The 23716-nt window shown below is 69.9% G+C and carries 16 protein-coding genes and 6 pseudogenes; 10 read left to right on the top strand and 12 right to left on the bottom strand.

What is annotated here, in order from left to right:
- The first annotated feature begins 2 nt into the window (after positions 1-2).
- From ACWEKM_RS14225 to ACWEKM_RS14210, 4 genes are read left to right on the top strand one after another with little or no spacing between them, the layout of a single operon-like run.
- Positions 3-962 (top strand): ABC transporter permease, encoded by a 960-nt coding sequence (locus tag ACWEKM_RS14225; RefSeq protein WP_451621450.1) that lies wholly within the window; start codon positions 3-5, stop codon positions 960-962.
- A complete protein-coding gene (locus tag ACWEKM_RS14220) occupies positions 959-1882 on the top strand; it encodes an ABC transporter permease (RefSeq protein WP_451621449.1) in 924 nt (307 codons plus the stop codon). Before ACWEKM_RS14225 ends, ACWEKM_RS14220 begins: the two co-directional genes overlap by 4 nt.
- Positions 1864-3555 carry a dipeptide ABC transporter ATP-binding protein gene (locus ACWEKM_RS14215; protein ID WP_451621448.1) on the top strand — a complete coding sequence of 564 codons (1692 nt, stop codon included), beginning with the start codon at positions 1864-1866 and terminating at the stop codon, positions 3553-3555. Before ACWEKM_RS14220 ends, ACWEKM_RS14215 begins: the two co-directional genes overlap by 19 nt.
- 13 nt (positions 3556-3568) lie before the next feature.
- A complete protein-coding gene (locus ACWEKM_RS14210; protein ID WP_451621447.1) occupies positions 3569-4627 on the top strand; it encodes an LLM class flavin-dependent oxidoreductase in 1059 nt (352 codons plus the stop codon).
- 631 nt (positions 4628-5258) lie between these two features.
- Here ACWEKM_RS14210 and ACWEKM_RS14205 read toward each other — a convergent pair.
- The 5 genes and pseudogenes from ACWEKM_RS14205 to ACWEKM_RS14185 all read right to left on the bottom strand — a co-directional run bounded on the left by ACWEKM_RS14205 (position 5259) and on the right by ACWEKM_RS14185 (position 8816).
- Positions 5259-6341: pseudogene (locus ACWEKM_RS14205) on the bottom strand (integrase core domain-containing protein).
- A gap of 245 nt (positions 6342-6586) precedes the next feature.
- Complete coding sequence (locus tag ACWEKM_RS14200; RefSeq protein WP_451621446.1) at positions 6587-6994, bottom strand: transposase; 408 nt, start codon at positions 6992-6994, stop codon at positions 6587-6589.
- A 100-nt stretch (positions 6995-7094) separates the two neighbouring features.
- Positions 7095-7265 (bottom strand): annotated as a pseudogene (locus ACWEKM_RS14195) (NF041680 family putative transposase); the annotation flags it as partial.
- A 299-nt stretch (positions 7266-7564) separates the two neighbouring features.
- Entirely contained in the window at positions 7565-7732 is a 168-nt protein-coding gene (locus ACWEKM_RS14190) for a hypothetical protein (RefSeq protein ID WP_451621445.1), read from the bottom strand.
- Between the two features lie 487 nt (positions 7733-8219).
- Positions 8220-8816, bottom strand: coding sequence for an HD domain-containing protein (locus tag ACWEKM_RS14185; protein ID WP_451621444.1), 597 nt, complete (start codon positions 8814-8816; stop codon positions 8220-8222).
- Between the two features lie 186 nt (positions 8817-9002).
- Here ACWEKM_RS14185 and ACWEKM_RS14180 point away from each other — a divergent pair, with 186 nt between their 5' ends.
- Both ACWEKM_RS14180 and ACWEKM_RS14175 read left to right on the top strand, forming a co-directional pair.
- Positions 9003-9392, top strand: coding sequence for a transposase family protein (locus ACWEKM_RS14180; RefSeq protein WP_451621443.1), 390 nt, complete (start codon positions 9003-9005; stop codon positions 9390-9392).
- A gap of 9 nt (positions 9393-9401) precedes the next feature.
- Positions 9402-10127: pseudogene (locus ACWEKM_RS14175) on the top strand (integrase); the annotation flags it as partial.
- 126 nt (positions 10128-10253) lie between these two features.
- On the opposite strand, the gene ACWEKM_RS14170 reads toward ACWEKM_RS14175, so the two are convergent.
- Genes ACWEKM_RS14170 through ACWEKM_RS14155 form a run of 4 tightly spaced genes read right to left on the bottom strand, consistent with a single transcriptional unit; the run spans position 10254 to position 17484 of the window.
- Positions 10254-14195, bottom strand: a complete 3942-nt coding sequence (locus ACWEKM_RS14170) for an nSTAND1 domain-containing NTPase (protein ID WP_451621442.1) — start codon at positions 14193-14195, stop codon at positions 10254-10256.
- Positions 14192-14623, bottom strand: a complete 432-nt coding sequence (locus tag ACWEKM_RS14165) for a hypothetical protein (protein WP_451621441.1) — start codon at positions 14621-14623, stop codon at positions 14192-14194. Before ACWEKM_RS14165 ends, ACWEKM_RS14170 begins: the two co-directional genes overlap by 4 nt.
- A 16-nt stretch (positions 14624-14639) precedes the next feature.
- Complete coding sequence (locus tag ACWEKM_RS14160) at positions 14640-16865, bottom strand: outer membrane protein assembly factor BamB family protein (RefSeq protein WP_451621440.1); 2226 nt, start codon at positions 16863-16865, stop codon at positions 14640-14642.
- A 10-nt stretch (positions 16866-16875) separates the two neighbouring features.
- Positions 16876-17484, bottom strand: a complete 609-nt coding sequence (locus tag ACWEKM_RS14155) for a toll/interleukin-1 receptor domain-containing protein (protein WP_451621439.1) — start codon at positions 17482-17484, stop codon at positions 16876-16878.
- Positions 17485-17609: 125 nt separating this feature from the next.
- Here ACWEKM_RS14155 and ACWEKM_RS14150 point away from each other — a divergent pair, with 125 nt between their 5' ends.
- Entirely contained in the window at positions 17610-18803 is a 1194-nt protein-coding gene (locus tag ACWEKM_RS14150; protein WP_451621438.1) for a helix-turn-helix domain-containing protein, read from the top strand.
- A 373-nt stretch (positions 18804-19176) separates the two neighbouring features.
- On the opposite strand, the gene ACWEKM_RS14145 is transcribed toward ACWEKM_RS14150, so the two are convergent.
- Together ACWEKM_RS14145 and ACWEKM_RS14140 are read right to left on the bottom strand one after the other, a co-directional pair.
- Positions 19177-19386, bottom strand: a complete 210-nt coding sequence (locus ACWEKM_RS14145) for a peptide deformylase (RefSeq protein WP_451621463.1) — start codon at positions 19384-19386, stop codon at positions 19177-19179.
- A 155-nt stretch (positions 19387-19541) separates the two neighbouring features.
- A pseudogene (locus ACWEKM_RS14140) lies at positions 19542-19799 on the bottom strand (recombinase family protein); the annotation flags it as partial.
- A 74-nt stretch (positions 19800-19873) separates the two neighbouring features.
- Here ACWEKM_RS14140 and ACWEKM_RS14135 point away from each other — a divergent pair.
- From ACWEKM_RS14135 to ACWEKM_RS14125, 3 genes and pseudogenes are all read left to right on the top strand, one after another.
- Positions 19874-21547 carry an FAD-dependent oxidoreductase gene (locus ACWEKM_RS14135; protein WP_451621437.1) on the top strand — a complete coding sequence of 558 codons (1674 nt, stop codon included), beginning with the start codon at positions 19874-19876 and terminating at the stop codon, positions 21545-21547.
- Positions 21544-23004, top strand: coding sequence for an ATP-binding protein (locus tag ACWEKM_RS14130; RefSeq protein WP_451621436.1), 1461 nt, complete (start codon positions 21544-21546; stop codon positions 23002-23004). Before ACWEKM_RS14135 ends, ACWEKM_RS14130 begins: the two co-directional genes overlap by 4 nt.
- A pseudogene (locus ACWEKM_RS14125) lies at positions 23001-23347 on the top strand (UBP-type zinc finger domain-containing protein). Before ACWEKM_RS14130 ends, ACWEKM_RS14125 begins: the two are co-directional and overlap by 4 nt.
- 52 nt (positions 23348-23399) lie before the next feature.
- Here the strand turns inward: ACWEKM_RS14125 and ACWEKM_RS14120 are convergent.
- Positions 23400-23570 (bottom strand): annotated as a pseudogene (locus ACWEKM_RS14120) (SGNH/GDSL hydrolase family protein); the annotation flags it as partial.
- Positions 23571-23716 lie beyond the last annotated feature (146 nt).

Here is a 23716-nt window from a genome sequence, read left to right as displayed (position 1 = left end):
GCATGCGCCGCTATGTGATCAAGCGACTGGCACAGGCGGTCGGGGTGCTGTGGGCGGCGTACACGGTGTCGTTCCTGGTACTGAACTGGTTGCCCGGTGACCCGGTCACCGCGATGGCCAGTGCCGGGATGGACTCGGGGGACGTCGACCCGGCCCGGCTGGCCGCGCTGCGGCACGAGTACGGCTTCGACAAGCCGGTGCTGGTGCAGTACGCCGACTACCTCGGCCGGGCGGTGCGCGGAGACTTCGGCGACTCGGTCGCCACCGGCCGGCCGGTCACCTCGACGCTGGCCGACGCGCTGCCGCAGACCCTCCAGCTGACCGGCGCGGCACTGCTGCTCGCGGTGGTCCTCGGCGGCGGCCTGGCGGGGCTGGCGACGTACACCTCCCGGCGATGGCTGCGGCAGCTCCTGCTGTCGCTGCCCCCGCTGGGGGTGTCCGTCCCGACGTTCTGGGTGGGTCTGCTGCTCGTCGAGGCGTTCTCCTTCCGACTGCACTGGTTCCCGGCGTTCGGCAACGACGGGCTGAAGGGGCTGGTCCTGCCGGCCCTGACGCTGGCGGTCCCGACCGGCGCTCAGGTCGCCCAGGTGCTCGCCAAGAGCCTGCTCACCGCGCTGGACCAGGCGTATGTGGAGACCGCGCGGGCCAAGGGCGCCGGCCGGTGGCGGGTCCATCTGCGGCACGCGCTGCGCAACGCGTCCCTGCCGGCGCTGACGGTCGTCGGCCTGCTGGTCGGGCAGCTGATCGCCGGTTCGGTGGTCGTCGAGACGGTGTTCTCCCGCGACGGCCTCGGGCGCGTGACCGCGGCGGCGGTCACCGCCCAGGACATCCCGGTGGTCCAGGGGGTGGTGGCCTTCGGGGCGCTGATCTTCGTGACGACGAACCTGGTCATCGACCTGGTGTATCCGCTCCTGGATCCGCGGATCGTGGTGGCCTCAGGCAGAAGGGCGGCACTCGCATGAGCCAGAGCCTTGTCGACGACCCGGCCGAGGCGGCGCCGGGACTGGCTCGCCCGGTCGAGGCGGGGTCGGGGCCGGAGCCGGGACGCCGCGTGGATGTACGGCGGCTGCTGCGCTTTGTGGCGCGCCGCCCGGGTCTGCTGCTGTCGGTCGTCGTCCTCGTGCTGGTGGTGCTGGCCTCGTTCTGGCCCGACCTGTTCACCTCGCAGGACCCGCTGAAGGGCGTGCCGTCGCAGAACTTCCGCGGCCCGAGCGGAAGTCACTGGTTCGGCACCGACGAGCTGGGCCGCGATGTGTTCTCGCGGGTCGTCCATGGCGCCCAGCTGTCCCTGAAGGCCACGCTGATCGCGGTGCTGGTGGCGTTCGTGGTCGGCGGACTGCTCGGGGTGATTGCCGGGTTCGTGGGCCGCTGGGTGGACGACGTGCTGATGCGCTTCGTCGACGTACTGCTGTCCATCCCCGCGCTGTTCATGTCCCTGGCCCTGGTCACCGCGCTGGGCTACGGCACGGTGAAGGTGGCGGTCGCGGTCGGCATCGCCAGCGTCGCCGCGTTCGCCCGGGTGGCGCGCGCGGAGGTGCTGCGGGTGCGGCAGGCGGTGTTCGTGGAGGCGTCGCGCGCGAGCGGGGCCCGCTGGTACTCGGTGCTGGGCCGGCACGTGCTGCCCAACACGGCGGGCCCGGTGATCGTGCTGGCCACCCTCGACTTCGGCTCCTCCATCCTGGCCGTGTCGGCGCTGAGCTTCCTCGGCTACGGCGCGCCGCCGCCCGCTCCGGAGTGGGGCACGTTGATCTCCGACGGCCGCAACTACCTGGCCAACGCCTGGTGGCTGACCACGCTGCCCGGGCTGGCGATCGCCGCGACCGTGCTGGCCACCAACCGCATCGCCCGGGCGCTGGACGGCGAATGGTCCCGGCAGCGATGACAGACGAACGTGAGAACGGTGACGACGTGACCACACCGCTGCTGGAGATACGCGGCCTGTCGGTGTCGTACCGCACCCGGGGCGGCACGGTCGAGGCCGTCCGGGGCGTGGACCTTGACGTATGGCCGGGACAGGTGACTGCGGTGGTCGGCGAGTCCGGCTCCGGCAAGAGCACGACCGCACACGCGATCACCCGGCTCCTTCCAGGGAACGGCAGCATCGACGCGGGCACGGTCCGCTTCGGCCGGCACGACCTCGCCACCCGGTCTGAGGCGGAACTACGTACCGTACGCGGAGCGCGGATCGGACTGGTCCCCCAGGATCCGACGGTCTCCCTCAACCCGGTCAAGCGGATCGGCGACCAGGTCGCGGAGGTGCTGCACATCCACGGCCTGGCGACCCGCCGCTCGGCCCCCGCCGAGGCGGTCGCCGTCTTGGACCGGGCTGGGCTGCCCGACGCGACCACCCGCGCACGGCAGTACCCGCACGAACTGTCCGGCGGAATGCGGCAACGCGCGCTGATCGCCATCGCCATCGCCGCGAAGCCCGAGTTGATCATCGCCGACGAGCCCACCAGCGCGCTCGACGTCACCGTGCAGCGGGTCATCCTCGACCATCTCCAGCGCCTCACCGAGGAGTCAGGCACCGCGGTCCTGCTCGTGACCCACGACCTCGGGGTCGCCGCCGACCGGGCACAGCGGCTGGTAGTCATGTCGCGGGGCAAGGTCGTCGAGGCGGGCCCGACCCATGACATCCTCGCCAACCCCCGGCACGAGTACACGCGGCACCTGCTGGCCAGCGCCCCGAGCCTGACCACCGCCCGCCCCCGTACGGCCGTCCCCACTCCGCAGGCGTGCACGGCCTCCCTGGTCGAAGTACGCAACCTGGTCAAGGAGTTCAGGCTCCCCCGTACCGGCGACGGGCCCCGCACCCTCCGCGCGGTCGACGACGTCAGCTTCACCGTCCACCGCGGCCGGACCCTCGCCCTGGTCGGCGAGTCGGGCTCGGGCAAGTCCACCACCGCCCGCCTGGTCCTCCGTCTCACCGACGCGACCGCCGGACACGTCCTGTTCGACGGCACCGACGTCACCACCGCGCGTGGCGCCCAGGCCAGGCAGCTGCGCCGCCGCGCCCAGCTCATCTACCAGAACCCGTACGCCTCCCTCGACCCCCGCTTCTCCATAGCCGAGGTGATCACCGAACCACTCCGGGCCTTCAAGGTCGGCGACCGCGCCTCCCGGCTCGCCCGCGCCCGCGAACTGCTCGACCGGGTGGCGCTTCCCTCCGCCACGCTGGAACGGCGTCCGGCGGAGCTGTCCGGCGGGCAGCGTCAGCGGGTGGCGATCGCCCGCGCCCTCGCCCTCTCCCCCGACCTGGTGGTGTGCGACGAGCCGGTCTCCGCGCTGGACGTGTCCGTGCAGGCCCAGGTCTTGGACCTGCTGGCCGAGTTGCAGGCCGACACGGGGGTGGCCTACCTCTTCATCTCCCACGACCTGGCCGTCGTACGGCAGATCGCACACCAGGTCGCCGTCATGCGGGCCGGCCGGATCGTCGAGACGGGCCCGCCGGAGGAGCTGTTCACCAGCCCCCGCCACGAGTACACCCGCAAACTGCTCGCGGCGATCCCCGGCGGTCGTGTCCCCTCCCCCGCCGCCGAGACCACCACGAGCTGAGGACCAGCGTCACATGAGCACCCCCACCATCACCTCCCTGGCCCTTCTCACCCCGGGCAACTTCGCCGACGACGATCCCTACACCGGCCTGGAGGAGACACTCCAACTCTTCGAATACGGCGAGCGGTTGGGCTTCGACGGCGCCTGGATCCGCCAGCGCCACCTCGAACACGGCGTCGGCTCGGCCGCCGTGTTCCTCGCCGCGGCCGGCCAGCGCACCGAGCGGATCGAACTGGGCACCGCAGTCATCCCCATCGGGTACGAGAGCCCGTTCCGCCTGGCCGAGGACCTCGCGCTGGCCGACGTACTGTCCCGCGGCCGCCTCCAGGTCGGCTTCAGCACCGGCATGCCTCACCCCGAACTGCTCGGCGACCTGGTGTACGACGGGGACTGGCGCGGCTTCGACCTGTCGTACGGCAGGATCGCCCGCCTCGTCGACAACCTGCGCGGCGACTACCTCGGCGGCCCGGACACGGTGATCCACTCGCCCGGGAACATCCAGCGGCCGCGGCTGCAGCCGCACAACCCCGGTCTGGTGGAGCGGATCTGGTATGGCGGAGGCAGCCTGCGCTCAGTCCGCTGGGCCGCCGAGAACGGTCTCAACCTGCTGTCCGGCAACATCGTCTCCGGCGAGGACACCGAGGACTTCACCACCGCCCAGCTGAACCTGCTCTCCGAGTACCGGCGCACCCTGGGCGACGACCGGCCGGCGACGCGGGTAGCGCTCGGACGGGTGATCGTGCCGTTCGACAGCGCCGACGCGGCCACCCGGGTCCGCTACCGGGACTACGCGGCCAGTCGGCACGAGCGCGCCCTGAAGCCGCAGACCCTGGCGGCGCTGGGCCCGAAGCGGTTCCTGTTCGCCCCGGACGTGGTCGGCACCGCGGAACAGATCCTGGAACAGTTGGCGGCCGATCCCGTCCTCGCTCAGGTGTCCGAGCTGCGCCTGGAGCTGCCGTACGAGTTCCATCGCGAGGAGTACGAACAGATCCTGCACGACGTACGGCATCTGATCGCCCCCGAGTTGGGCTGGCGCCCCGCTTCCCCGGCGTTTCAGGAGACGGGCCGGTGAGTCCTGTTCCGGAGCCCCGGTCCGGCTGGAGATGCACGCCCGCGAGCCGTTCGCCCAGGCCCACCGCTTCCACCGCGCCGGGGCATACGAGGCGCTCACCGCCACCGACCACTACGCCATGGCTCCGACGGCACCAAATCTGGTAACGCCAGCTGGTTACGGCGTTTACCCGGCAGGGCACGACGACATCGCCGCCAACGCGCTTCGAAGTCGTGAGCAGCCCTCGCCTCTCCCTCCTCCGACAAGAGACCCAGGCAGGGGCGAGCCCACCCGTTCGCGGCCGGTGACGCCCCGCCGAGTGATGTAGCGGCGAGTGCAGTGAGTGCGCAGGTCGCGGGCTGTATGCAGAGCCCTCTGTCACCTATTCGGGGCTGTTGCATCCAGCTCGTGTAGGTGGAACTGTGCGTTCTGGCAGCCCTTGAGGGCGTGCGGTGGGACATCGATGCGCCCCGCAAGGTGAGGCTGCCCTGTGCGATGGGGGTCGCATGACCAGCGAGGTGAGGTTCGAGCCCGACTTGTATCGGGACACCGCCGGTTACTACGACAGGTTCCGGCTGCCCTATCCCGACATGATGATCGCCGACCTCGCGCGCCGGACAGCCTGTGGGGCTCGAGTAATCATCGCTGCTGGTCAAGCGGCGTACCTGTACTCGTTGATCACGCCGCCGAGGATGCGGGTGCGCAGGACTCTGCGGTCGGCCGGGGCACGGACCTGCGGCGGTTGTTCGTGGGCTTCGGGAGACAACTGGCTTCGCGCCCGGTGGGGGCGATGCGCGTTGTAGCGCCTCTCGTACTCGGCAAGAACCTGGCTCGCGTGAGCTTCGCCCAGGATCAGCACATGATCGAGGACTTCTCGGCGGAGGGTGCCGATCACTCGCTCGCAGTGGGCGTTGGCCCTCGGCGCGCGGACCGGTGTCTTGATGATCTCGATATCCTCGGCGTGAAACACCGCATCGAACCTCGGTGTACTTGCTGTCGCGGTCTCGGATCAAGAAGCGCAGCGGGTCCATGCTCGCGCCGAGTTCGGCGGCCAGGTTGCGGGCTTGCTGGGTGGCCCAGGCAGCGGTCGGGGTGCAGTGACGCCGGCGATGTGCAGGCGCCGAGTGTGGTGTTCGAGGAAGACCAGGGCGTACAGCCGGCGCAGGCCGATGGTGTCAATGTGGAGGAAGTCGCAGGCCATCACACCGGCTGCCTGGGCGGAGAGGAACTCGCGCCAGGTGGGGCCAGTGCGGCGCGGGGCCGGATCGATGCCGGCCGCGTGCGGGATCTCCCAGACGGTCGAGGCGGCGATCGGGTGTCCGAGCCGGACCAGTTCGCCCTGGATCCGGCGGTGTCCCCATCGGCTGTTGTCCCGGGCGAGGCGCAGCACGAGATTCTTGAGGGCCGCATGGGTGGGCGGCCGTCCCGGCCCACGGCGTCGCCCGGAGTAGTCCCAGCGGCGGGCGATGAGCTTGCGGTGCCAGGCCAGAAGCGTGCTGGGCGTGACCGGGAAGACCTCGGCCCAGTGGCGGCGCGAGATCAGCGAGGACAGGGCCACGAACCAGAGGCGGTCCGCAGACTCGTACCGTATTGGTCTTTGCAGCTGGCGTCGTAGCACGGCGTTCTCGTGCCGCAGGACCAGCAGTTCCGCCTCCTTCGTGGTCTGGCGCCGCAGCAGCACCGCCGGAACAGACAGAAGATGCCGAGTGACCTGGTACACGAGCGACACGATCACTTGAGCATGGTCGCAGACCAACACCCCGGGGCGTGGCGCTTTGACCAGCAGCGATGAATAACCGAGCCCCACAGGGACAGGCGAGGCCAGTTGTCGCATGCATCCTCGCCATCGTCCTGTGCTGCCGAGCCATCGGCCTCGACGCTCAGCGCGTGGCCGACTACATCCTCCATCAGCGAGTGGATCTCTTTCCCGCACCGGGAGATGGTCTCCTCCAGGCGCTGGAGCCGCTGGCTGGCGTCGCGTTAGGCGTTCGCCTCCATCGGTGAGCCGTCCACGGCCACCGCCGAAAGACCGACCAGGCCACGTCGGCCGCACAGCGACAACACCTGCACGAACAGCGAGTTCAAGGCGGCACGGTGGCGTCGTACGAACCGCGCGACGGTGGAGTGGTCCACTCGGCGGTTCGCGGCGATGACTCGGCAGCCCACGTCGTCCCAGCAAGCCTGCTCGATGCGACGGGAGGAACGTACTCCCTTGCTGTAGCAGCACAGGAGCAACGCAATCAGGCTCGCGGGAGGGTAAGCCGCCCCGCCCCGCCCAGCGTCATGGTAGCTGTTCTCGAACGCCGACAGGTCAAGTAGCTCGACGGCGTCGAGCACCCTCCAGCACAGGTGGTCGGGCGGCAGCCACTCCCGCACATCCTGCGGCATCTCAAGATCACGTTCACGGTCGCATGACAAGAAGTTCCGCCCCACCAGCCAAGATTCCGACGCCTCCCTGATCTTCGGAACCGAACAACGAATCGCTCTTGACCTTCACTGGGCAGGAGCCGTGCGACAGCCTCTGCAGGTGCGGGCGGAGGTTCCGAAACCCTCGGCGGACTCGGGCCGGGGTGAGCCGGCCGGGCTTGGCGGGCTGCTCCCACGGCCGCCGCAAGTCGGCGGCGGCGTCGCGCAGGAGCCGGATCTGGGTGTGACCTGCGCGGTGACCGCAAACCCGCAGATCACCCGCGTCGCGCAGTCGATGAACCACGTCACCCACGGACGCCCCGGAGCCCCGTCGATGTCCACCTCGACCTTCACCTGGACGTGGTCGGTCTCCCACGCCTCATTACGGTGCACGGCAGGACGCTCGAAAAACACGTCGTGCTCCCGGCGGGCGGCCCCACCACCGCGCATCCCTGCCCTCACCCACGGTGTCACGTCCCGGGCGAGGGCCCGGTACAACGTCGCCAAAGACGGCGTCATCTGACCCGCCACGGCCGCCTCGGCTACCAACTATCAGTGCAGGGCGACCGCGTTCCCCCGGTGGAACGCCAGCCGACGAGTCAACTGCGGCGTGAGAGTGAACCGGCGGCGCTCAGCCCGCTCCAGACGGCCCTCTTCTCGTGCTGCCACAAGCCACCGGCGCACCGTCCGCTCGGACACCGCCAGTGTGTCTGCGACCATCCGCCGATGACCGGCCGCAACACACCGGCATCCGCCGCAGCCCCAACCGAGCCCACCCCACGCTCCCCCACCGCAGACCGGGCACCCACGGCCCACCGAGAATGATCAAGGAAAGACTTGACTCCATTGGAGCCTTCAGCTTGCTGACCAGCCAATTCTCAACCACTGACCAACTGTCCTCACCTCGCTGTCCAGCTCCAACGCCCTCCCCCACCACCCCGAACACCCTGCAAGACAACACCAATCAGCCCACTCAACCTCATCCACCCACCTGGACACTGAAATGAGAACCACACCGGACAAGTACGCGAGAACGACCAGTCACGGGCGCGTCAGCGCCCGGAACCCGCTGCGCGGGGGAAGGAAAGGCCGCGTCTGTCGGGCCATCAAACACGTCACAGCTACACCCAGACAGCAGCCAGACCGGCTCCCGCTCCTGCTCTTTCCGGACCGTCGGTGGCCTGGGCGCGCGCTACGCCCGGTGCTGCTACTCCATGGCGTGACCGTAGTGAGCGGCCAGTGCCGTCAGGTTCGGTTCACCAAATTCTGCGCGCAAGGCGTTGAACGCTTCGACTTTCTCATCGCCGAATCGTCGGACGTACTGGGCATAAGTGGGCGCAGACAAGAATTTCGGGCGTGTGGTTTTACTGTGGAATTTATCGGCATACATGATCAGTCTCTCCTCTGCGGTTTCCGCGAGGTAATCGCAGGGCGGCAGCGGAAGACCCTGTGAGATGACGTCATGCTTCGTGAGACCTACGCCGGTATGGCATGAGCAGATCCGGCAGAGGCGTTCGGGGTAGTTCTCATTGCTGAGGATCTCATCGCCGAGGATGCCGTGACGGACGTAGTTTCCGTGGTCGATGTGTCCGTCAACGTCGTAGAGGGAGTAGACCCCGATGTCGTGAAGGAGACAGCCCGCCCTCACCTGCTCAAGATCTACCTGCACGGGCGAACATGCGATGAGGTGCTCGGCAACGCTCCAAACGATCTCACAATGGGTGTAGACGAGATCGAGGGCTTCTTGCGTCGGCGCGTACTTCTCGTGCAGAGCGCGGATTTCTTCAACACTGGGAAGGGACACGTGCAGAGCGTAGCAAGGGCTGTTCAGGCCATGACGGTCTCATCTGTGGCTTTGTTCATGTCGCAGGGTTCTGGCTCAACTTCTGTGACGCGACCACTCTGAGTAACAGATGAGCCCCTTCGAGCTGTACGTGAAGTCGCCCGAAAATGGTCCGTGAGCAAGGCAGTTGGGCTGAATGTTCGGGCCGTGGAAAAGGTCGTGCTCCGGCTGAAGGAATTGTTGTTCCCGTCGGTCGCGGACATCGCGGTGCTGTCGGTAGACGTGAACATCGAGATAGTGCGCGTTGACGCGCGATGCACTGCGGACGGCGCCGTGTGCCCGGTCTGCGGGGTCTGGTCGAACCGGGTTCATGGTTCCTACCTGCGGTTTCCCGCTGATGTACCGAGCGGTGGCCGAAGCGTTGTTCTCCAGTTGAGGGGCCGTCGGTTCGCATGCGGGAACTCGGGCTGCGCACGCCGCACCTTCGTCGAGCAGACACTTGGGCTGACGCTGTGCTTGCCGGAAACCTCATCCATGCAGGTGAGGGTCTGTCTGGGGGGCAGAGTACTCGCGCGGCTGGTGGTCGCCCCGGCATGATGGCCAGCCGTGCTGCTTCGACTTGCCTATCTGGGTGTGGCGAACGTGTTCGCACTGCTGCGACTGCTGCCGGTGAGCAACCAGGACAAGGACGCGGAGATCCTCGCGCTGCGTCATCAGATCACGGTGCTGGAGCGCCAACTCGACGGCCGGAGAGTGCGGTTCGCCCCGAGTGACCGGGTGTTCCTGGCCGCGCTACTGCACCGGCTCCCGCGCGGTGTGCTGCGCCGGGCACGGCTGCTGGTGCGCCCGGACACTGTGCTGCGCTGGCACCGTGACCTGGTCTCGCGCCGCCACGCGGCCCGTTCCCGGCCGGGGCGTGCGGGTCGGCCGCGTACCGTGCGCTCGATCCGCGTTCTCGTGCTGCGTCCGGCGCGGGAGAATCCCGGCTGGGGCTACCGGCGCATCCACGTCGAGCTGCTGGTTCTGGGCGTGCAGGTGGCCGCCTCCACGGTGTGGGAGATCCTGAAGGAGGCGGGGATCGACCCGGTACCCGAGCGGGGTTCCAGCACCTGGACGGACTTTCTGCGCTCCCAGGCCGATGCCCTGCTGGCGTGTGACTTCTTCGAAGCGGTCACCCTGTCCGGGGCGCGGCTGTACGTGTTCGCGGTGATCGGGCACGCCGGCCGGCGCATCCGGGACCTGGGCGCGACGGCGCACCCGACCGCCTCCTGGGTGGCGCAGGCCGCCAGGAACCTCGTCATGGATCTCGAGGATGCCGGCTGCCGGGCAAAAGAGACGGCGCCAGCCTGAGCGTCTACCAGGTCACCCGCGAACTGCAGTTACTCCTCGCGGCCTGGAACGGCGCCTGCCCCATCTGTCACCGAGGCATGCCAGAGCTGGCATCAACCTGACCGGGCCCTACTTGGTGGTCACACAGGTTGGGTGGTACGGCAGTTGGGGAACGTATCGGCTCCATTGCTGCCAGCTCAAGGCGCCGGAGCTCCCGTCGCAGATACGGCTGATGGCGGACTCGACGTTCAGGTCCCAGAGCGTGGCCACGCCGTCGTCGGTGGTGGCGGCCAGGGTGTGACCGTCCGGGCTGAACGCCAGAACGGCGACGAATCCGGTCTCCACGGTCAGCGGTCGGCCGATGGAGGTGGGGTGGTCGGGATCGGTGACGTTCCACAGGTTGATGGTGCCGTTGTCGGTGTGGCTGGCCGCCGCGAGGGTGTGCCCGTCCGGGCTGAACGCCACCGACCACAGGCTGCCGCCGGGTACCGTCAGGGGCCTGCCCCTGCGCGTGAGGTGGTTGGGGTCGGTGGCATTCCACAGGGTGACGGTGCCGCGGTCGTTCCCGGTGGCGAGCGTGCGGCCGTCCGGGCTGAACGCCACCCAGGTGCTGGTGCCGGTCGGCTGGTCGATCGGCTTCCCGATGCGGACCCCGGGGTCGGTCGTACTCCACAGGCCGACCTCGCCGTTGCTGCCGTCGCCGCCGGCCGCCAGGATCGTGCCGTCGCGGCTGAACGCCAGGGACCGGACGGACCTCGTGCGGTCATTGGAGATGCCGGCCTTGGACTCGGGGTTCGCGGGGTCGCTGACGTCCCACAGGGCGATGCTGCCAAGCGCGTCGTCGCCAGCCGCGGCCAGGGTATGGCCGTCCGGGCTGAACGCCAAAGAGAAGATGAGTCCGTCGGCCCCGGTGAGGGTCTCACGGAGGCGAACGGGATGGCTGGGGTCGGCGGTGTTCCAAAGCGTGACGGTGCCGCCGCTGTCACCTGCGGCCAGGGTGCGCCCGTCGGGGCTGAACGCCACTGCGTTGACCGGGTCCTTGGGACCGGTGAGCGGATCGCCGAGGGGAACGGGGTGGTGGGGGTCGGTGGTGTTCCACAGCGAGACGGTCTTGTTCTGGTTTCCGGCGGCCAGGGTGTCGCCGTCGGGGCTGAACGCCACGGATGCCACATTGCCGCCGGCGCCGATGATCCGGGTCGGCGGCAGATTCCACAGATCGACGTTGCCGTCGGTGTTCCCGGCGGCGAGGGTGCGGCTGTCGGGGCTGAACACCACGTCGGTCACCCCGTCGCCGGGACCGGTCAACGGTCGGCCCAGAGGGCCGATGGCTTCGGGGTGGGTGACGTTCCACAGATGGATGGTGCCGTCGGCGCTGCCGGCCGCCAGGGTGTGCCCGTCCGGGCTGAACGCCACCGACATGACGGGCTGGGCGGGACCGGTCAGCGGCTTGCCCAGGGAGGTGGGGTGGCCGGGGTCCGCGACCTTCCACAGGTGGACCTTGCTGTCGCTGGATCCGGCGGCCAGGGTGCCGCTGTCGGAGCTGAACGCCAGGGAGTTGGCGGGACGCCCGGCCTTAAGGGAGCGGCCTCGGGCGGGGTGGGCCGGGTCGGTGGTGTTCCACAGGCGGATGGTGCCGGCGTCGTCGTCGCATGCGGCGGCCAGGGTTCGCCCGTCGGGGCTGAACGCGATGCTGTAGGAGAAGACGTCGGAGCAGTCGAGGTTCAGGGGCGCGCCCGCGGGGTTGACGTCGTGGGGGCGGGTGACGTTCCACAGGCTGACGAGCCCGGTGTGCCATCCCGCGGCCAGGGTACGGCCGTCGGGGCTGAACGCCAGCGATTCGATGGAGGCCATGGCGTCCCAGTCCTTGATGGCGGGACTCTTCAGCCGGCCGAGCAGGTCTGGGTGACTGGGGCTGGTCAGGCTCCACAGGTCGACGAATCCGCCGGAACCGCCGTCGCCTTTGTCGCTGGTGTGGCCGCCGATGGCCAGCACCCGGCCGTCCGGGCTGAACGCGAGCGAAAGGATCGAATCGACGGAACGGTCCACGGGCACGGCTTTGCCCAGCGCCACCGGACGGCTGGGATCGGAGACGTCCCACAGCCGGACGAGCCTCTGGTTAACATTCCCGGCGGCCAGCATGTGTCCGTCGGGGCTGTAGGCCACGGTGTACACCGCGCCGGACGGGCCGGGAAGCCGGGTGGCCAGCGGTGTGTTCTCGGTCGAGATGAGCCGGGACGCCGCCTCCGGGGTCGGGGCCATCCGGTGGGCGGTCAGCGCGAGTTGAGCGGACAGCGAGGGATCGGTCGGCGCCAGTTGCACGGACGCGGAGGTGACGGCGGCGTTGATGGCCTGGTCGCGGGCTCGCACGGCCTGGGCGGCGGCGGCCCGGGCGTTGGACTCCTGCCGGAAGGCGAACACCGCGGCCAGCGAGGCGACCACGGCCAGGGCGGTGATGGTGGCAACCGCGGCGCGCCGGAGCCGTTGCCCGCGCCGCTGGTGGTGGCGGGCGGCTGCCAGGAATGCCCGGGCGGCGCCGCTGAGTTCCGGCCCGTGCGTTTCGGCCCAGGCGAGCGCGGCCTCCAGGCGGTTGCCGCGGTACAGCGCGGCTGCCTCCTGGCCGGCCCGTTCCCAGAGCGCGGCCGCCTCCTCCAGATCCTGTCGTACGAGGTTCCCGCCGCGGTCGTGCTCGATCCAGTCCCGCAGCCGGGGCCAGGCGCGGATGAGCACCTCATGTGTCATCACCACCGTGTCCTGGTCCCGGGTCAGCAGCCGGCCACGGGTGAAGTCGTCCAGGACTCTTTTGGCCGCTTCCCGGTCCGACGCATGCCGCAGCAACTCGTCGTATCGGACGCGGCGGCGGCTGTCGTCGGCGTCGCGTCCCACGATGACGAGCCGCAGGAACACCCACCGTGCGGCTTCGCGGCAGGGCGGCGGCAGGATGTCGTAGAGCCTGTTCGCCGTGGTGGCGATGGCGCCCTGGATGCCGCCGGTGACGCGGTATCCGTCCACGGTGAGCGTGTGGCCGTGACGCTGCTGCCAGGTGGCCCGCAGCGCGTGTGCGAGCAGCGGCAGCCGGCCCGTGGTGCTCGTACCGATTGGTCCCCCGTTGACCGCGCCCAGGTCCGCCAGCAGCACCTCGACCAGGCCGTCTTCGACGTCGAGTCCCACGTTGTCGGCCGGGCGGCGGATCGCCTGCTTGAGTTCGTCTTCCGTCATCGGCTCCAGCAGGACCGGTCCGGCCTGGAGCGCCGCCCGGAGCTGCGGATGGGCCGTGCACGCGGCATAGAAGTCCGCGCGCACTCCCAGCACCACGACCGCGCCACCCGCGGGCCGGGCCAGACGGTCCAGTACGTCGATGAACCACTGCCGTTCGGTCTCGTCGCCGCAGGCTGTAAAGACCTCCTCGAACTGGTCGACCACGACGACCAGGCCCGCGGAGGGGGGCTCCCCGGTGGGCGCCGGATCGCCGGCTCCGGTGATCTCGCGCAGCTCGTCAAGGCACCGTGCGGGATCGGCCCGCCACTCCGGTGCCGTGCGCCGGGCGGTCTCGGCGTCCAGCCCGGCGGCGGCCGCCAGTGCCAGGGCCGGGGACGCCGTCGGGGTCAGCAGCAGTCGGGGCCAGGTACTCGTACCCGCCACCGGAAGCCGGCCGTCGTCCAGGGCCGACAGCACTCCGGCCGCGAGCAGGGACGACTTCCCGGCTCCCGAGGGGCCGATCAGCACCAACGGGCCGCCCTCACGCAGCCGGGCGTCCATCCGCTCGCACACGAGGTGAACCATGCGCTCACGGCCGTAGAACCACTGCTTGTGCAGCGCGCCGAACGGGGCCAAACCCGGGTACGGGCACAGCACTTGGTCGGCGCCGGGGCCGGGCAGGGTTCTGCGCCCCTCGTCGCCGTAGCGAACGTGGATGTCGCGGCCGGCCATGAAGGCGCTGCCCCCTCCCGTCACGGTCGCCTTTAGCCCTTTCGGCTGCCAGGGGGGCGGACCGTCAGGGGTGGGCCCGTCGGTGGGCGGCTCGTCGGGGGTGGCCCCGTCGGGGGACGCGGCACCGGTGTCGCGTTCCGTCACGCCTGTTCGCCTCTGGTGACGGTCATGTCCCGGCCGGCCAGGAACGCGTCGCCGCCGGAGACGTGTGCCTCCAGCGTCATCGAGCCCGTGATCTGCTGTTCCGGGGTTCCGGCAGCGCGCAGTTCCTCGCCGAACAGCGCGCGCAGCTCGTCGACGGCGTCCGGCCGCGTGGCCATCAGCCGGATGATGCGCGCCTGCCACTCGGCGACCAGCAGCCCCTGGAGCTCCTGGCCGTCGCCCGTCTGCTGTGCCTGGAGCAACTCGCCGCGCGCATCGGCGAGTTCCTCCTCGACGCGCTCCGGGTGCGCGGACCGCCACAGGGACAGGACCGAGGACTTGACCGCGGCCCAGCCGTCCGTCGCCAGCAGATCGATCAGGCGTGCCGCGGCCGCCGACGCCAGGCCGGCGAGTTCCACACTCGTCTCCATGCATTCTCCTTGTCGCTTACCGTGCGTGGGCCGCGATCGCGGTCACTGTCAGGTGCGAGGCGATGAACACGTGGTCGCCGCCCACCGTCCACATGAACCCCACGTCCGGCTGCCCGGGGTCGCTGTACTTCCACCGGGCCCTGCCGATGGCCGCGTCGATGGCCCACAGCGTCTTGGCGCTGTCGGTGGCGAAGACGGTGTCGGCCGAACACTGCGTGCTCTTGCCGGAGAGCCTGCTGGCGGCTTTGAACATGTTGGAAGTGCCCGTCTCGCTGGCCCCTTCGAGCCTCGCGACCCACTTGAGAGTGCCGTCGGCCGTGGCCAAGGCGGCCAGGTCGCTGCCGATCGGTACGTACACGGTCGCGCCGTCCAGGCTGGAGAACGGTGTGCCGATCCGGACCTGGTCCCCGCTCTTCGAATCGAAGCGCTGATGCCACTTCTCGCTACCCGTGGCCGCGTCGACGGCGAACAGCGTGTCGCCGTTGCCGCCGGCGAACAGGAACAGCCCTGCGGCGTAGCACGTCAGCGGCCAGCCGGTGCTGAAGTAGTACGCGGCGTCCGGAACGGACACCTTCCAGCCGCGGGCGCCTTTCCTGCCGACGTCGATCATCTGGACGCGGCCGGGCTTCTTGCCCGGAACGGCCGAGGTGGCCAGCAGGTGAGAACCGGAGGGCGGCACGAGCACGTTGTTGATGTCCGTGCCCTTGACCTGCCACAGCATCTTGCCGGTCGCGGCGTTGAACGCACGGATGTAGCCGGTGGTCGGAGACCCGGTCGAGAACTTCCCGTCGAGCTGACGCACCTGCCCGCACACATAGACCGTGTTCCCCGCGACTGCCACATAGTTGCTCGGGTACATCGACACAAGCGTGGCGCCGCCGGGGTCGTAGGCGGAAAGGTTGGTCGCCCACTTCGCCTTCCCGCCGACGGTGTCGAACGCCGCCAGCACGCCTGACTGACTCGGTGTGTCGCAGAGCAGGTAGAACACTCCGTCCGCGTACGCCGTCGGGTACTTGAAGCTGTCCGTGCGGAACGCGTTGGTCGTGTTCAGGGGATCGAACACGGATTTCCCGGTTGCGGCGTCCAGGAAGGACGTGGCCGTGTCCGTGACCACCATGACCACCTTGTCAGACGCTTCCAGGCAGGTGGGGGCGTTCTTTCCGGCTTCCGACCATGTTTTGACGGCGTCGGGTCCGGCCAGAACGACCGGTTCCGGTCCGTCCGTCGAGGACGGCGACGCCGAGGGGCCGGACGTGGATCGCCCGCCTGACGGAGAAGCCGGCCGCGCGGTGGACCCGGGCCCGCCGGCCCGGCCGTCGGGTGCCGGCGACGAGTCGCCGGAAAAGGCGAGTGCCGCAGCGGCTCCGCCTAGTACGGCGGCGCCCCCGGCCAGACCGATGATCAGCTTCCGGCGGCTGACACCCGTCCCGGCAGCGATCACCGGCGGTGGAGGAATCAGGCCCTGGCCGCCGCCCTGGGCGGACGCCGACCCCACCACCGCAGCCGCGGCGGCCATGTCGGCGGTCACCGCCGGCGGCAGCCAAGTGCCCTTCAGGGCCGGCAGGTCCTGACGCCTCAGGTAGTCGACGAGTTGCTCCGCGGTGGGACGGTCCGGCGGTTCCGGGTACAGGCAGCCGCCGATCACCTCGCGCAGCGACACGGGCAGGGCGCCCGTGTCCGGCTCGCCTCCGGAAGCTGCGAACAGCACGGTCGACCCGAGGTCGAACATTTCGTTCGTCGGTGAGGGTGCCGGACTGCCGGTGGCTCCCACGATCCCCAGGGCGGTGATGCGGGGCCCGTCCATGGTCAGCAGCACCGAGTCCGGGCTCACCTCGCCGTGGACCGTCCCGGCCGCGTGGAGTGCGGCCAGCGCCCGGGCGAGGCCGTCGGCGAGTACCCGCAGAGCCGGTTCGGACAGTGGGCCGTGCCGGTCCACCGCCTGCCGGAGCGGCAGTCCGGCGGTGAACTCGGTCGCCAGCCAAGGAACCGTTGCGTCGGCGTCGGCATCCACCACCGGTACGAGGAAGGCACCGGACAGTGTCCGTGCCGCCTCCACAGCGACTCGGAACCGGTCCCGGAACCCCGGGTCCGCGGCGAGTTCGGGCCCCACGACCGTGACCGTGACGAGTCGCCCATCGTCCGTGCGGGCCGTGAAGACTTCGCCCCCGCCGACCGTGCTCTGCCTTCCGAGCAGCGCATACGGCCCGATCCGATGAGCACCGTCTGCTCCGGGATGATCCATCGTCCGCCCCTCACGCCAGCCTGATCGTCTGATCACGGGCCGCCTGGTAGGCGCTGCCACCGCCGGACACGTGGGCCGTCATGGTCACTGACGGCTCCGGATCGGCGGCTGGCGCCGTGCCGTGCCCGGGTTCGATAGCGGGGTCGGTATCAGTATCGGACAGGAGAGCGGTCACGGCGTCGCCCAAGTGCTCTAGCCCGTCCGGCAGATGGGTCTCCGGAACGCGGAGGAACTGCAGGCGCGCCAGCTCCGCGATCTCGGCCGGCAGCGCCGAGGCGTCGGGCAGCATCGTCGCGTCACCCAGAAGGACCGGGACGACGCGGTTTCCCGCCCGCAGAGCTGTCGCGATCTCCAGGCGGACCCAGTCATGAGCCCGGTCCAGGAGCCGCACACCGTCCTCGCCTCGCGCGTCGAGCCACCCTGGCCCGATCAGTACGCACATGAGCTCGCACTCGGCGGCTTGCCGCCGCAGGATCTCGGCGAAATCGGACCCGGGTGGAATCGACTGGCCCGACTTGAAGATCTCGTTGGCACCTAAGCGGTCGGACAGCGCGTGGTAGACGCGGTCTCGCATCCACCGGGAGTCCGGTTTGCGAAAGCTGACGAAGATGCGCGGCACAATTGCCCCCTCTCTGGCACGCCTTGACGTCAGGGATCATGCTCACCCTAGGGGTGGAATACAACGCTCGGTGGCTATTCGCCGGGGATTGAATAGCAGCCGCAAGGCTCCGTAGGCTGGCCGGTATGGACCCGGCGGACAGCGCGGCAGGGACGGTCTCGGCAGGGAGATGGACCAGCACGCGTCTGCCGCCGGGCGACTTCGGCGTTGTCCTGGCCACACTCCGGGCACGTCGGGGGTGGAGCGTGCGCGAGTTCGCCCGGCGTGCGAACGTGTCCGAAGGGCAGATCTGCAATCTGGAGAGCGGGTTGCGCAACCCGACGCCTGCTGTGGCGGCGGCATGCGATGCGGCCTTCGGCACCGACGGGGAACTCGTCGAGCTGGCCGGGGTCGGCCGCCGCGGCGCCCGGGCCGAGGGCGTCGTCGAGGCCGGCCCCGTGGTCGCCGGATACGAGCGGGTCCTGTGGGAGCTGAAGGACATCGGCAGATCCACCGGACCGAGGTTCGTCACCGCTTCGATGAAGTCGATCATGCGGATCCTGACGGATGCCGGTCCGCACGCCGTTGGCGAGGAGCGTGCCGAGATCTGGCTGCTGGCCTCGAGGTTCGCCGAATACACGGGGTGGATGGCACAAGAGGCGGGAAATCCCGCGGGGGCGTTGCGCTGGACAGATCTCGCGGTCCGCTGGGGCGCACAGGGCGGGGATGAAACGGTGGCCGCGTATGCCCTGGTCCGCAAGGCGTTCATCGCCCAGCACCGCGGTGACACCGATGCGGCGATCGGATTCGCTGATCAGGCGGCCGGGCACCCGGCGGCCAATCCGGTGATCCGCGCGCACGCCGCGCGGCGCGCGGCCCAGGGGCATGCGCGCCGTGGCGATGCGGGGGCCTGCCGGGAGGCACTGGAGCGGTTCAGAAGCCACGCCGCCGAGGCCATCGGCGACCGGACCCCTCGCTGGGGCCCGCGCATCGAGAACGGCAACCCTCGGCTCATCGAGGCGTCCTGCATGCTCAGCCTCCGTCGCTTTGAGCTGGCCGCCGACCTTTTCGCCTCCGAGCGCCTGCGTCGACCGGCCGTCCCGGCGGACAGCAACTCCCAGGCACGCTTCGCGGTTCGGCAGGCGATAGCCCTGGCCGGTGTCGGCCGTCTCGACGACGCCTGTCAGATCGTCGAGGCCGCGCTGCCCGCGATCAAGCGCATCGACTCGGCCACCGTCCGCGCGGAGCTGGGCAGTTTCGTGGAACAGGCCCGGACCCGGAGAGCCAACCCGGGCCAACTCGCCCTCATCGACGCATCGGCCGCCCTCGCGATCGGCTGACAGTCGCGGTCGGCTGGCAGTACGGACAGATCTAGTGGGGCCTGGTCAGGTTGATGTCGGCTCCGGCATGTTCACTGCAGTCACGATGCAGTCGAGCATTCAGCTTCTCGAACGCGACAGCCGTCTTGATCAGATCGGCCTCGTAGATCCACGTCATCGCCTGGTCCGAGAGCTTGGCCCCCTCTGCCTCCAAGATGAAGTCCCAGATGCGCTGGGACCACGCGTTGAAGGTCTCCGCTGCGAGCTTGCCGCTCTTCTTTCTGGCCGCAGCCGCACGCTAACTGCACGAGCCGTGCCGACCAACACCATTTCCCACCTCGACGTAGCCGCTGGGCACCGAAGACAGAGGAATCTCGTTCCCCCTGCTCGGGTCTCACACCTGCTGGCCCTTCCCGTACTGCCACCTCTGGCCGGTCCCTCTGTATTCGGCGACCGCGATCGTGTCGGTACCAGGAGCCATCCGCGCGACGTACAGCACCCCCTCCAGATGATCGACTTCGTGAGCAACCAGCCGGGCAAGCCCATCCGTGAAGAGCGTCGTCTGATATTGCCCATCGAAGTCCTGATGTCGTACCCGCAGCATGCGCGGGCGAGGAGCAGCCGGGCCTCCTTCTCCGCGTCGTTGATGCCGCTGATCAAGGAGTGCCGGTCGCCGTAGTTGCGCGGGTTGAAGGTGCGGTCCAGGCTGGTCACGTGGATGAGGTAGCCGCCCGCCTCCGCCGCGTCGACCAGGGCCACGCCCTGACCGGTCTCGCGGGCGAGTCGGCTGACCTCCCACAGGACGAGGACGTCGCCCGGGTCGCCGAACGCGCCGGACGTCAGGTCGGCCAGCAGCTTCTCGAAGTCGTCGCGGGTCTTGGTCGCGTACTTGCTGGCACTGCCGGTGTCCCTGTACGGCTCACCCCACGTCCACGGGCCGTGGTCGGCCTCGGCCACGATGTTGTCCCGGTGCTGGTCGGTGATGCTGCGAGCGGTCTTCCCCTTGCCCTTGGACACCCGCAGGTACTACCGCGCCGTCCGCGCCCCAATTACCGTCGCCATGGCCCTCCCCTGCCCCTTACGGTCGCACTATGTCTCCTTCACAATCAACCGTAGGTGTAATTATGACCGTGGACGACGACCCGGGGGTGTCCCGTGCCGTCGCCCGGGATCTGCGGCGCCGCTACGGCCAGTCGTACCGGATCGTGCGCGCCGAGTCCGGGGAGTCCGCGCTGGACGCGCTGCGGGAACTGAAGCTGCGCGGCGACCTCGTCGCCGTGATCCTGGCCGACTACCGGATGCCGCAGATGAACGGCATCGAGTTCCTGGAACAGGCCCTGGACGTGTACCCGGGCGCGCGGCGGGTGCTGCTGACCGCGTACGCGGACACGAACGCGGCGATCGACGCGATCAACGTCGTGGACCTCGACCACTATCTGCTCAAACCGTGGGACCCGCCGGAGGAGAAGCTCTACCCGGTCCTCGACGACCTGCTGGAGGCGTGGCGCACCAGCGACCACCGGCCCGTGCCCAGCACCAAGGTCGTGGGCCACCGCTGGTCGGCCCGGTCCTCGGACGTACGGGAGTTCCTGGCCCGCAACCAGGTGCCGTACCGCTGGTACTCGGTCGACGAGCCGGAGGGCGGACGGCTGCTGGCCGCGGCCGGGCAGGACGGGCAGCGGCTCCCGCTGGTGATCACCCCGGACGGCACGGTGCTGGTCGAACCGGAGGCGCCCGAGCTGGCGGCGAAGGTGGGCCTCGCGACGACCCCGACGGCCGACTTCTACGACCTCGTCGTCATCGGCGGCGGACCGGCCGGGCTCGGCGCGGCCGTGTACGGGGCCTCGGAGGGGCTGCGCACGGTACTGGTGGAGCGGTCGGCGACCGGCGGGCAGGCAGGCCAGAGCTCTCGGATCGAGAACTACCTGGGCTTCCCGGACGGCGTCTCCGGCGGGCAGCTCACCGACCGGGCCCGGCGGCAGGCCGCCAAGTTCGGTGCCGAGATCCTCACCGCGCGCGAGGTGACCGGCCTGGAGGTCAGCGGGGCGGCCCGGGTGGTGCGGTTCGCGGACGGCACCGCGGTGGCGGCGCACAGTGTGATCCTGGCGACCGGAGTGCAGTACCGGCAGCTGACCGCGGACGGCTGCGACGGCCTGACCGGCTGCGGGGTGTTCTACGGCTCCGCGCTGACCGAGGCCGCCTCCTGCCAGGGGCACGACGTGTACATCGTGGGCGGCGCCAACTCGGCGGGCCAGGCCGCGATGTACCTGGCCCGGGGCGCCAAGTCGGTGACGCTGCTGGTGCGCGGCCCGGACCTGTCGGCGTCCATGTCGCACTATCTGATCCAGCAGCTCGACGAGGCGCCCAACATCTTCGTGCGCTCCCACACCGTCGTGGAGGCCGCGCACGGCACGGACCGGCTGGAGCAGCTGACGCTGCGCGACTCGGCGACCGGGGAGACGGAACGCGTCGACGCCCAGTGGATGTTCGTGTTCATCGGCGCGGCCCCGCTCACCGACTGGCTGGACGGCACGGTGCTGCGCGACGCGCGCGGGTTCATCCTGGCCGGGCCCGATCTGACGGCCGACGGTCGGCCCCCGGCCGGCTGGGAGCTGGACCGGCCGCCGTATCACCTGGAGACCAGCGTTCCCGGCGTGTTCGTGGCGGGCGACGCCCGAGCCGAGTCCGCCAAGCGCGTCGCGTCGGCCGTCGGCGAGGGGGCCATGGCCGTGATGCTCGTCCACCGGTATCTGGAGCAGTCATGAGCGGTCGGCTGATGCCGTGCAGCCCCGAGGAGATCGGTTCGCTGTTCCTGTTCGAGAAACTCGAACCCGAGCAGCTCGGCCGGTTGTGCTGCGAGGGGCGGGTGGAGCTGTTCGAGCCCGGCCCGGTGTACACCGAGGGCGAGCCCGCCACCTGTTTCTACGTCATGATCGAGGGCACCGTGGTGCTGTCCCGCCGGGTGGCCGGCGACGACATAGAGGTCACCCGGACCTCGCAGCGCGGGGTGTACGCGGGCGCCATGCAGGCATACCTGGGCGACCGGGTGCGGCAGGCGTACAACAACTCGATGCGGGTCACCGAGCCGACCCGGTTCTTCGTGCTGCCCGCCGACACGTTCGCGGACATCATGGGCGAGTGGTTCCCGATGGCGGTGCATCTGCTGGAGGGACTGTTCTTCGGTTCGAAGAGCACGCAGGCGGCCGTCGGACAGCGTGAACGGCTGCTGGCGCTGGGCTCGTTGTCGGCCGGTCTCACACACGAGCTGAACAACCCGGCGGCGGCCGCCGTGCGGGCCACCGCGACCCTGCGCGAGCGGGTGGCGAAGATGCGGCACAAGCTGGCGGTGATCGCCGAAGGCCCGTTCTCCCGGGAGGCGTTGGCGGATCTGGTCGAGATCCAGGAACGCACCGCCGAACGGGTCGCCAAGGCGCCCGCGCTCAGCCCGCTGGAGGCCGCCGACCGGGAGGACGCCGTCACCGACTGGCTCGACGACCACGGCATCGGCGACGGCTGGCAGCTCGCGCCCACCTTTGTGCAGGCGGGGCTCGATGTCGACTGGCTGGAGCAGGTCGGGGCGGCGGTCGGCGAGGAGATCCTGCCGCATGCGATCGGCTGGCTCAACTACACCGTCGAGACCGAGCTGTTGCTGAACGAGATCGAGGACTCCACCACGCGTATCTCGCACCTGGTCGACGCGGCCAAGCAGTACTCGCAGCTGGACCGGGCGCCCTACCGGGTGGTGGACGTGCACGAGCTCCTCGACAGCACACTGACGATGCTGTCCGGGAAGATCGGCCCACGGATCGGGGTCGTCAAGGAGTACGACCGTACGCTGCCGCCCGTGCCCGCCTATCCGGCGGAGCTGAACCAGGTGTGGACCAACCTGATCGACAACGCGGTCGCCGCCATCAACAGTGCGGGCGGCGAAGGCACGTTGACGGTCCGCACGGCGGCGGACCACGAGCGGATCCTGGTCGAGTTCCGCGACACCGGGCCCGGTGTGGCGCCGGAGATCCGCGACCGTATCTTCGATCCCTTCTTCACGACCAAGCCGGTCGGCGAGGGCACCGGGCTCGGCCTGGACATCTCCTGGCGGATCGTCGTCAACAAGCACCACGGCACCCTCCGGGTCGAGTCGGTGCCCGGCGACACCCGCTTCCAGGTCCTGCTCCCGCTGACCACCGAGACACCCGCCGAGACACCCGAGGAGGAGGCATGACCGACACCGTGATCGATCCCGCCGTCCCGCCCAGCGGCACCGGCTGCGTGGAGTGCGACGAGGCCGGCGGGTGGTGGTTCCACCTCCGGCGCTGCGCGCAGTGCGGGCACATCGGCTGCTGCGACGACTCGCCCGCGAAGCACGCCACCGCGCACTACGCGGCCACCGCCACCCGGTGATCCGCAGTTTCGAGCCGGGCGAGGAATGGTTCTGGAACTACGCCGCCGGCGAGCTGTACGAGAGCGGTCCCGAACTGGCACCGCCCACCGCCCACCCGACCGACCAGCCGGTCCCCGGCCCCGCCGGCCGGGTCCCCGCCGACTGGGCGCAAACCCTGCGCTGACCCACGGCAACACGCCCCCGAGGGGAGGCGGGGGCGTGCGCCCAGCCACGACGTATGGGCTGCGCAGGACGCGGTCGAAGTCGGTGACGGCGTCGAACAGCCCGTTGGCGCTGATGAATGCGTTCACTTCCTGGCGTACGGCCGCGGCGGCCGGATCCTCTTCGGGCCGGCCCTTGAACGGGCCGACGGTGGCACCGACGACACATGCGCCGACCCGCGTGGCCATCCCGTGACCTGGGCGGCCCGTTCGGCCAGGGTCATGTCCCGCCAGTCCGGCAAGGGCGAGTAGCGAACGTCCCCCTCGGCGCGGTCGATGTCGCCGTGGACCGCCATCCCGAGGCCGAGGACCGGCGCGCCGTCATCGCCCGC

It is taken from the genome of Streptomyces sp. NPDC004752 (assembly GCF_053601275.1).
This window is presented reverse-complemented; position numbering and strand designations above follow the sequence as displayed.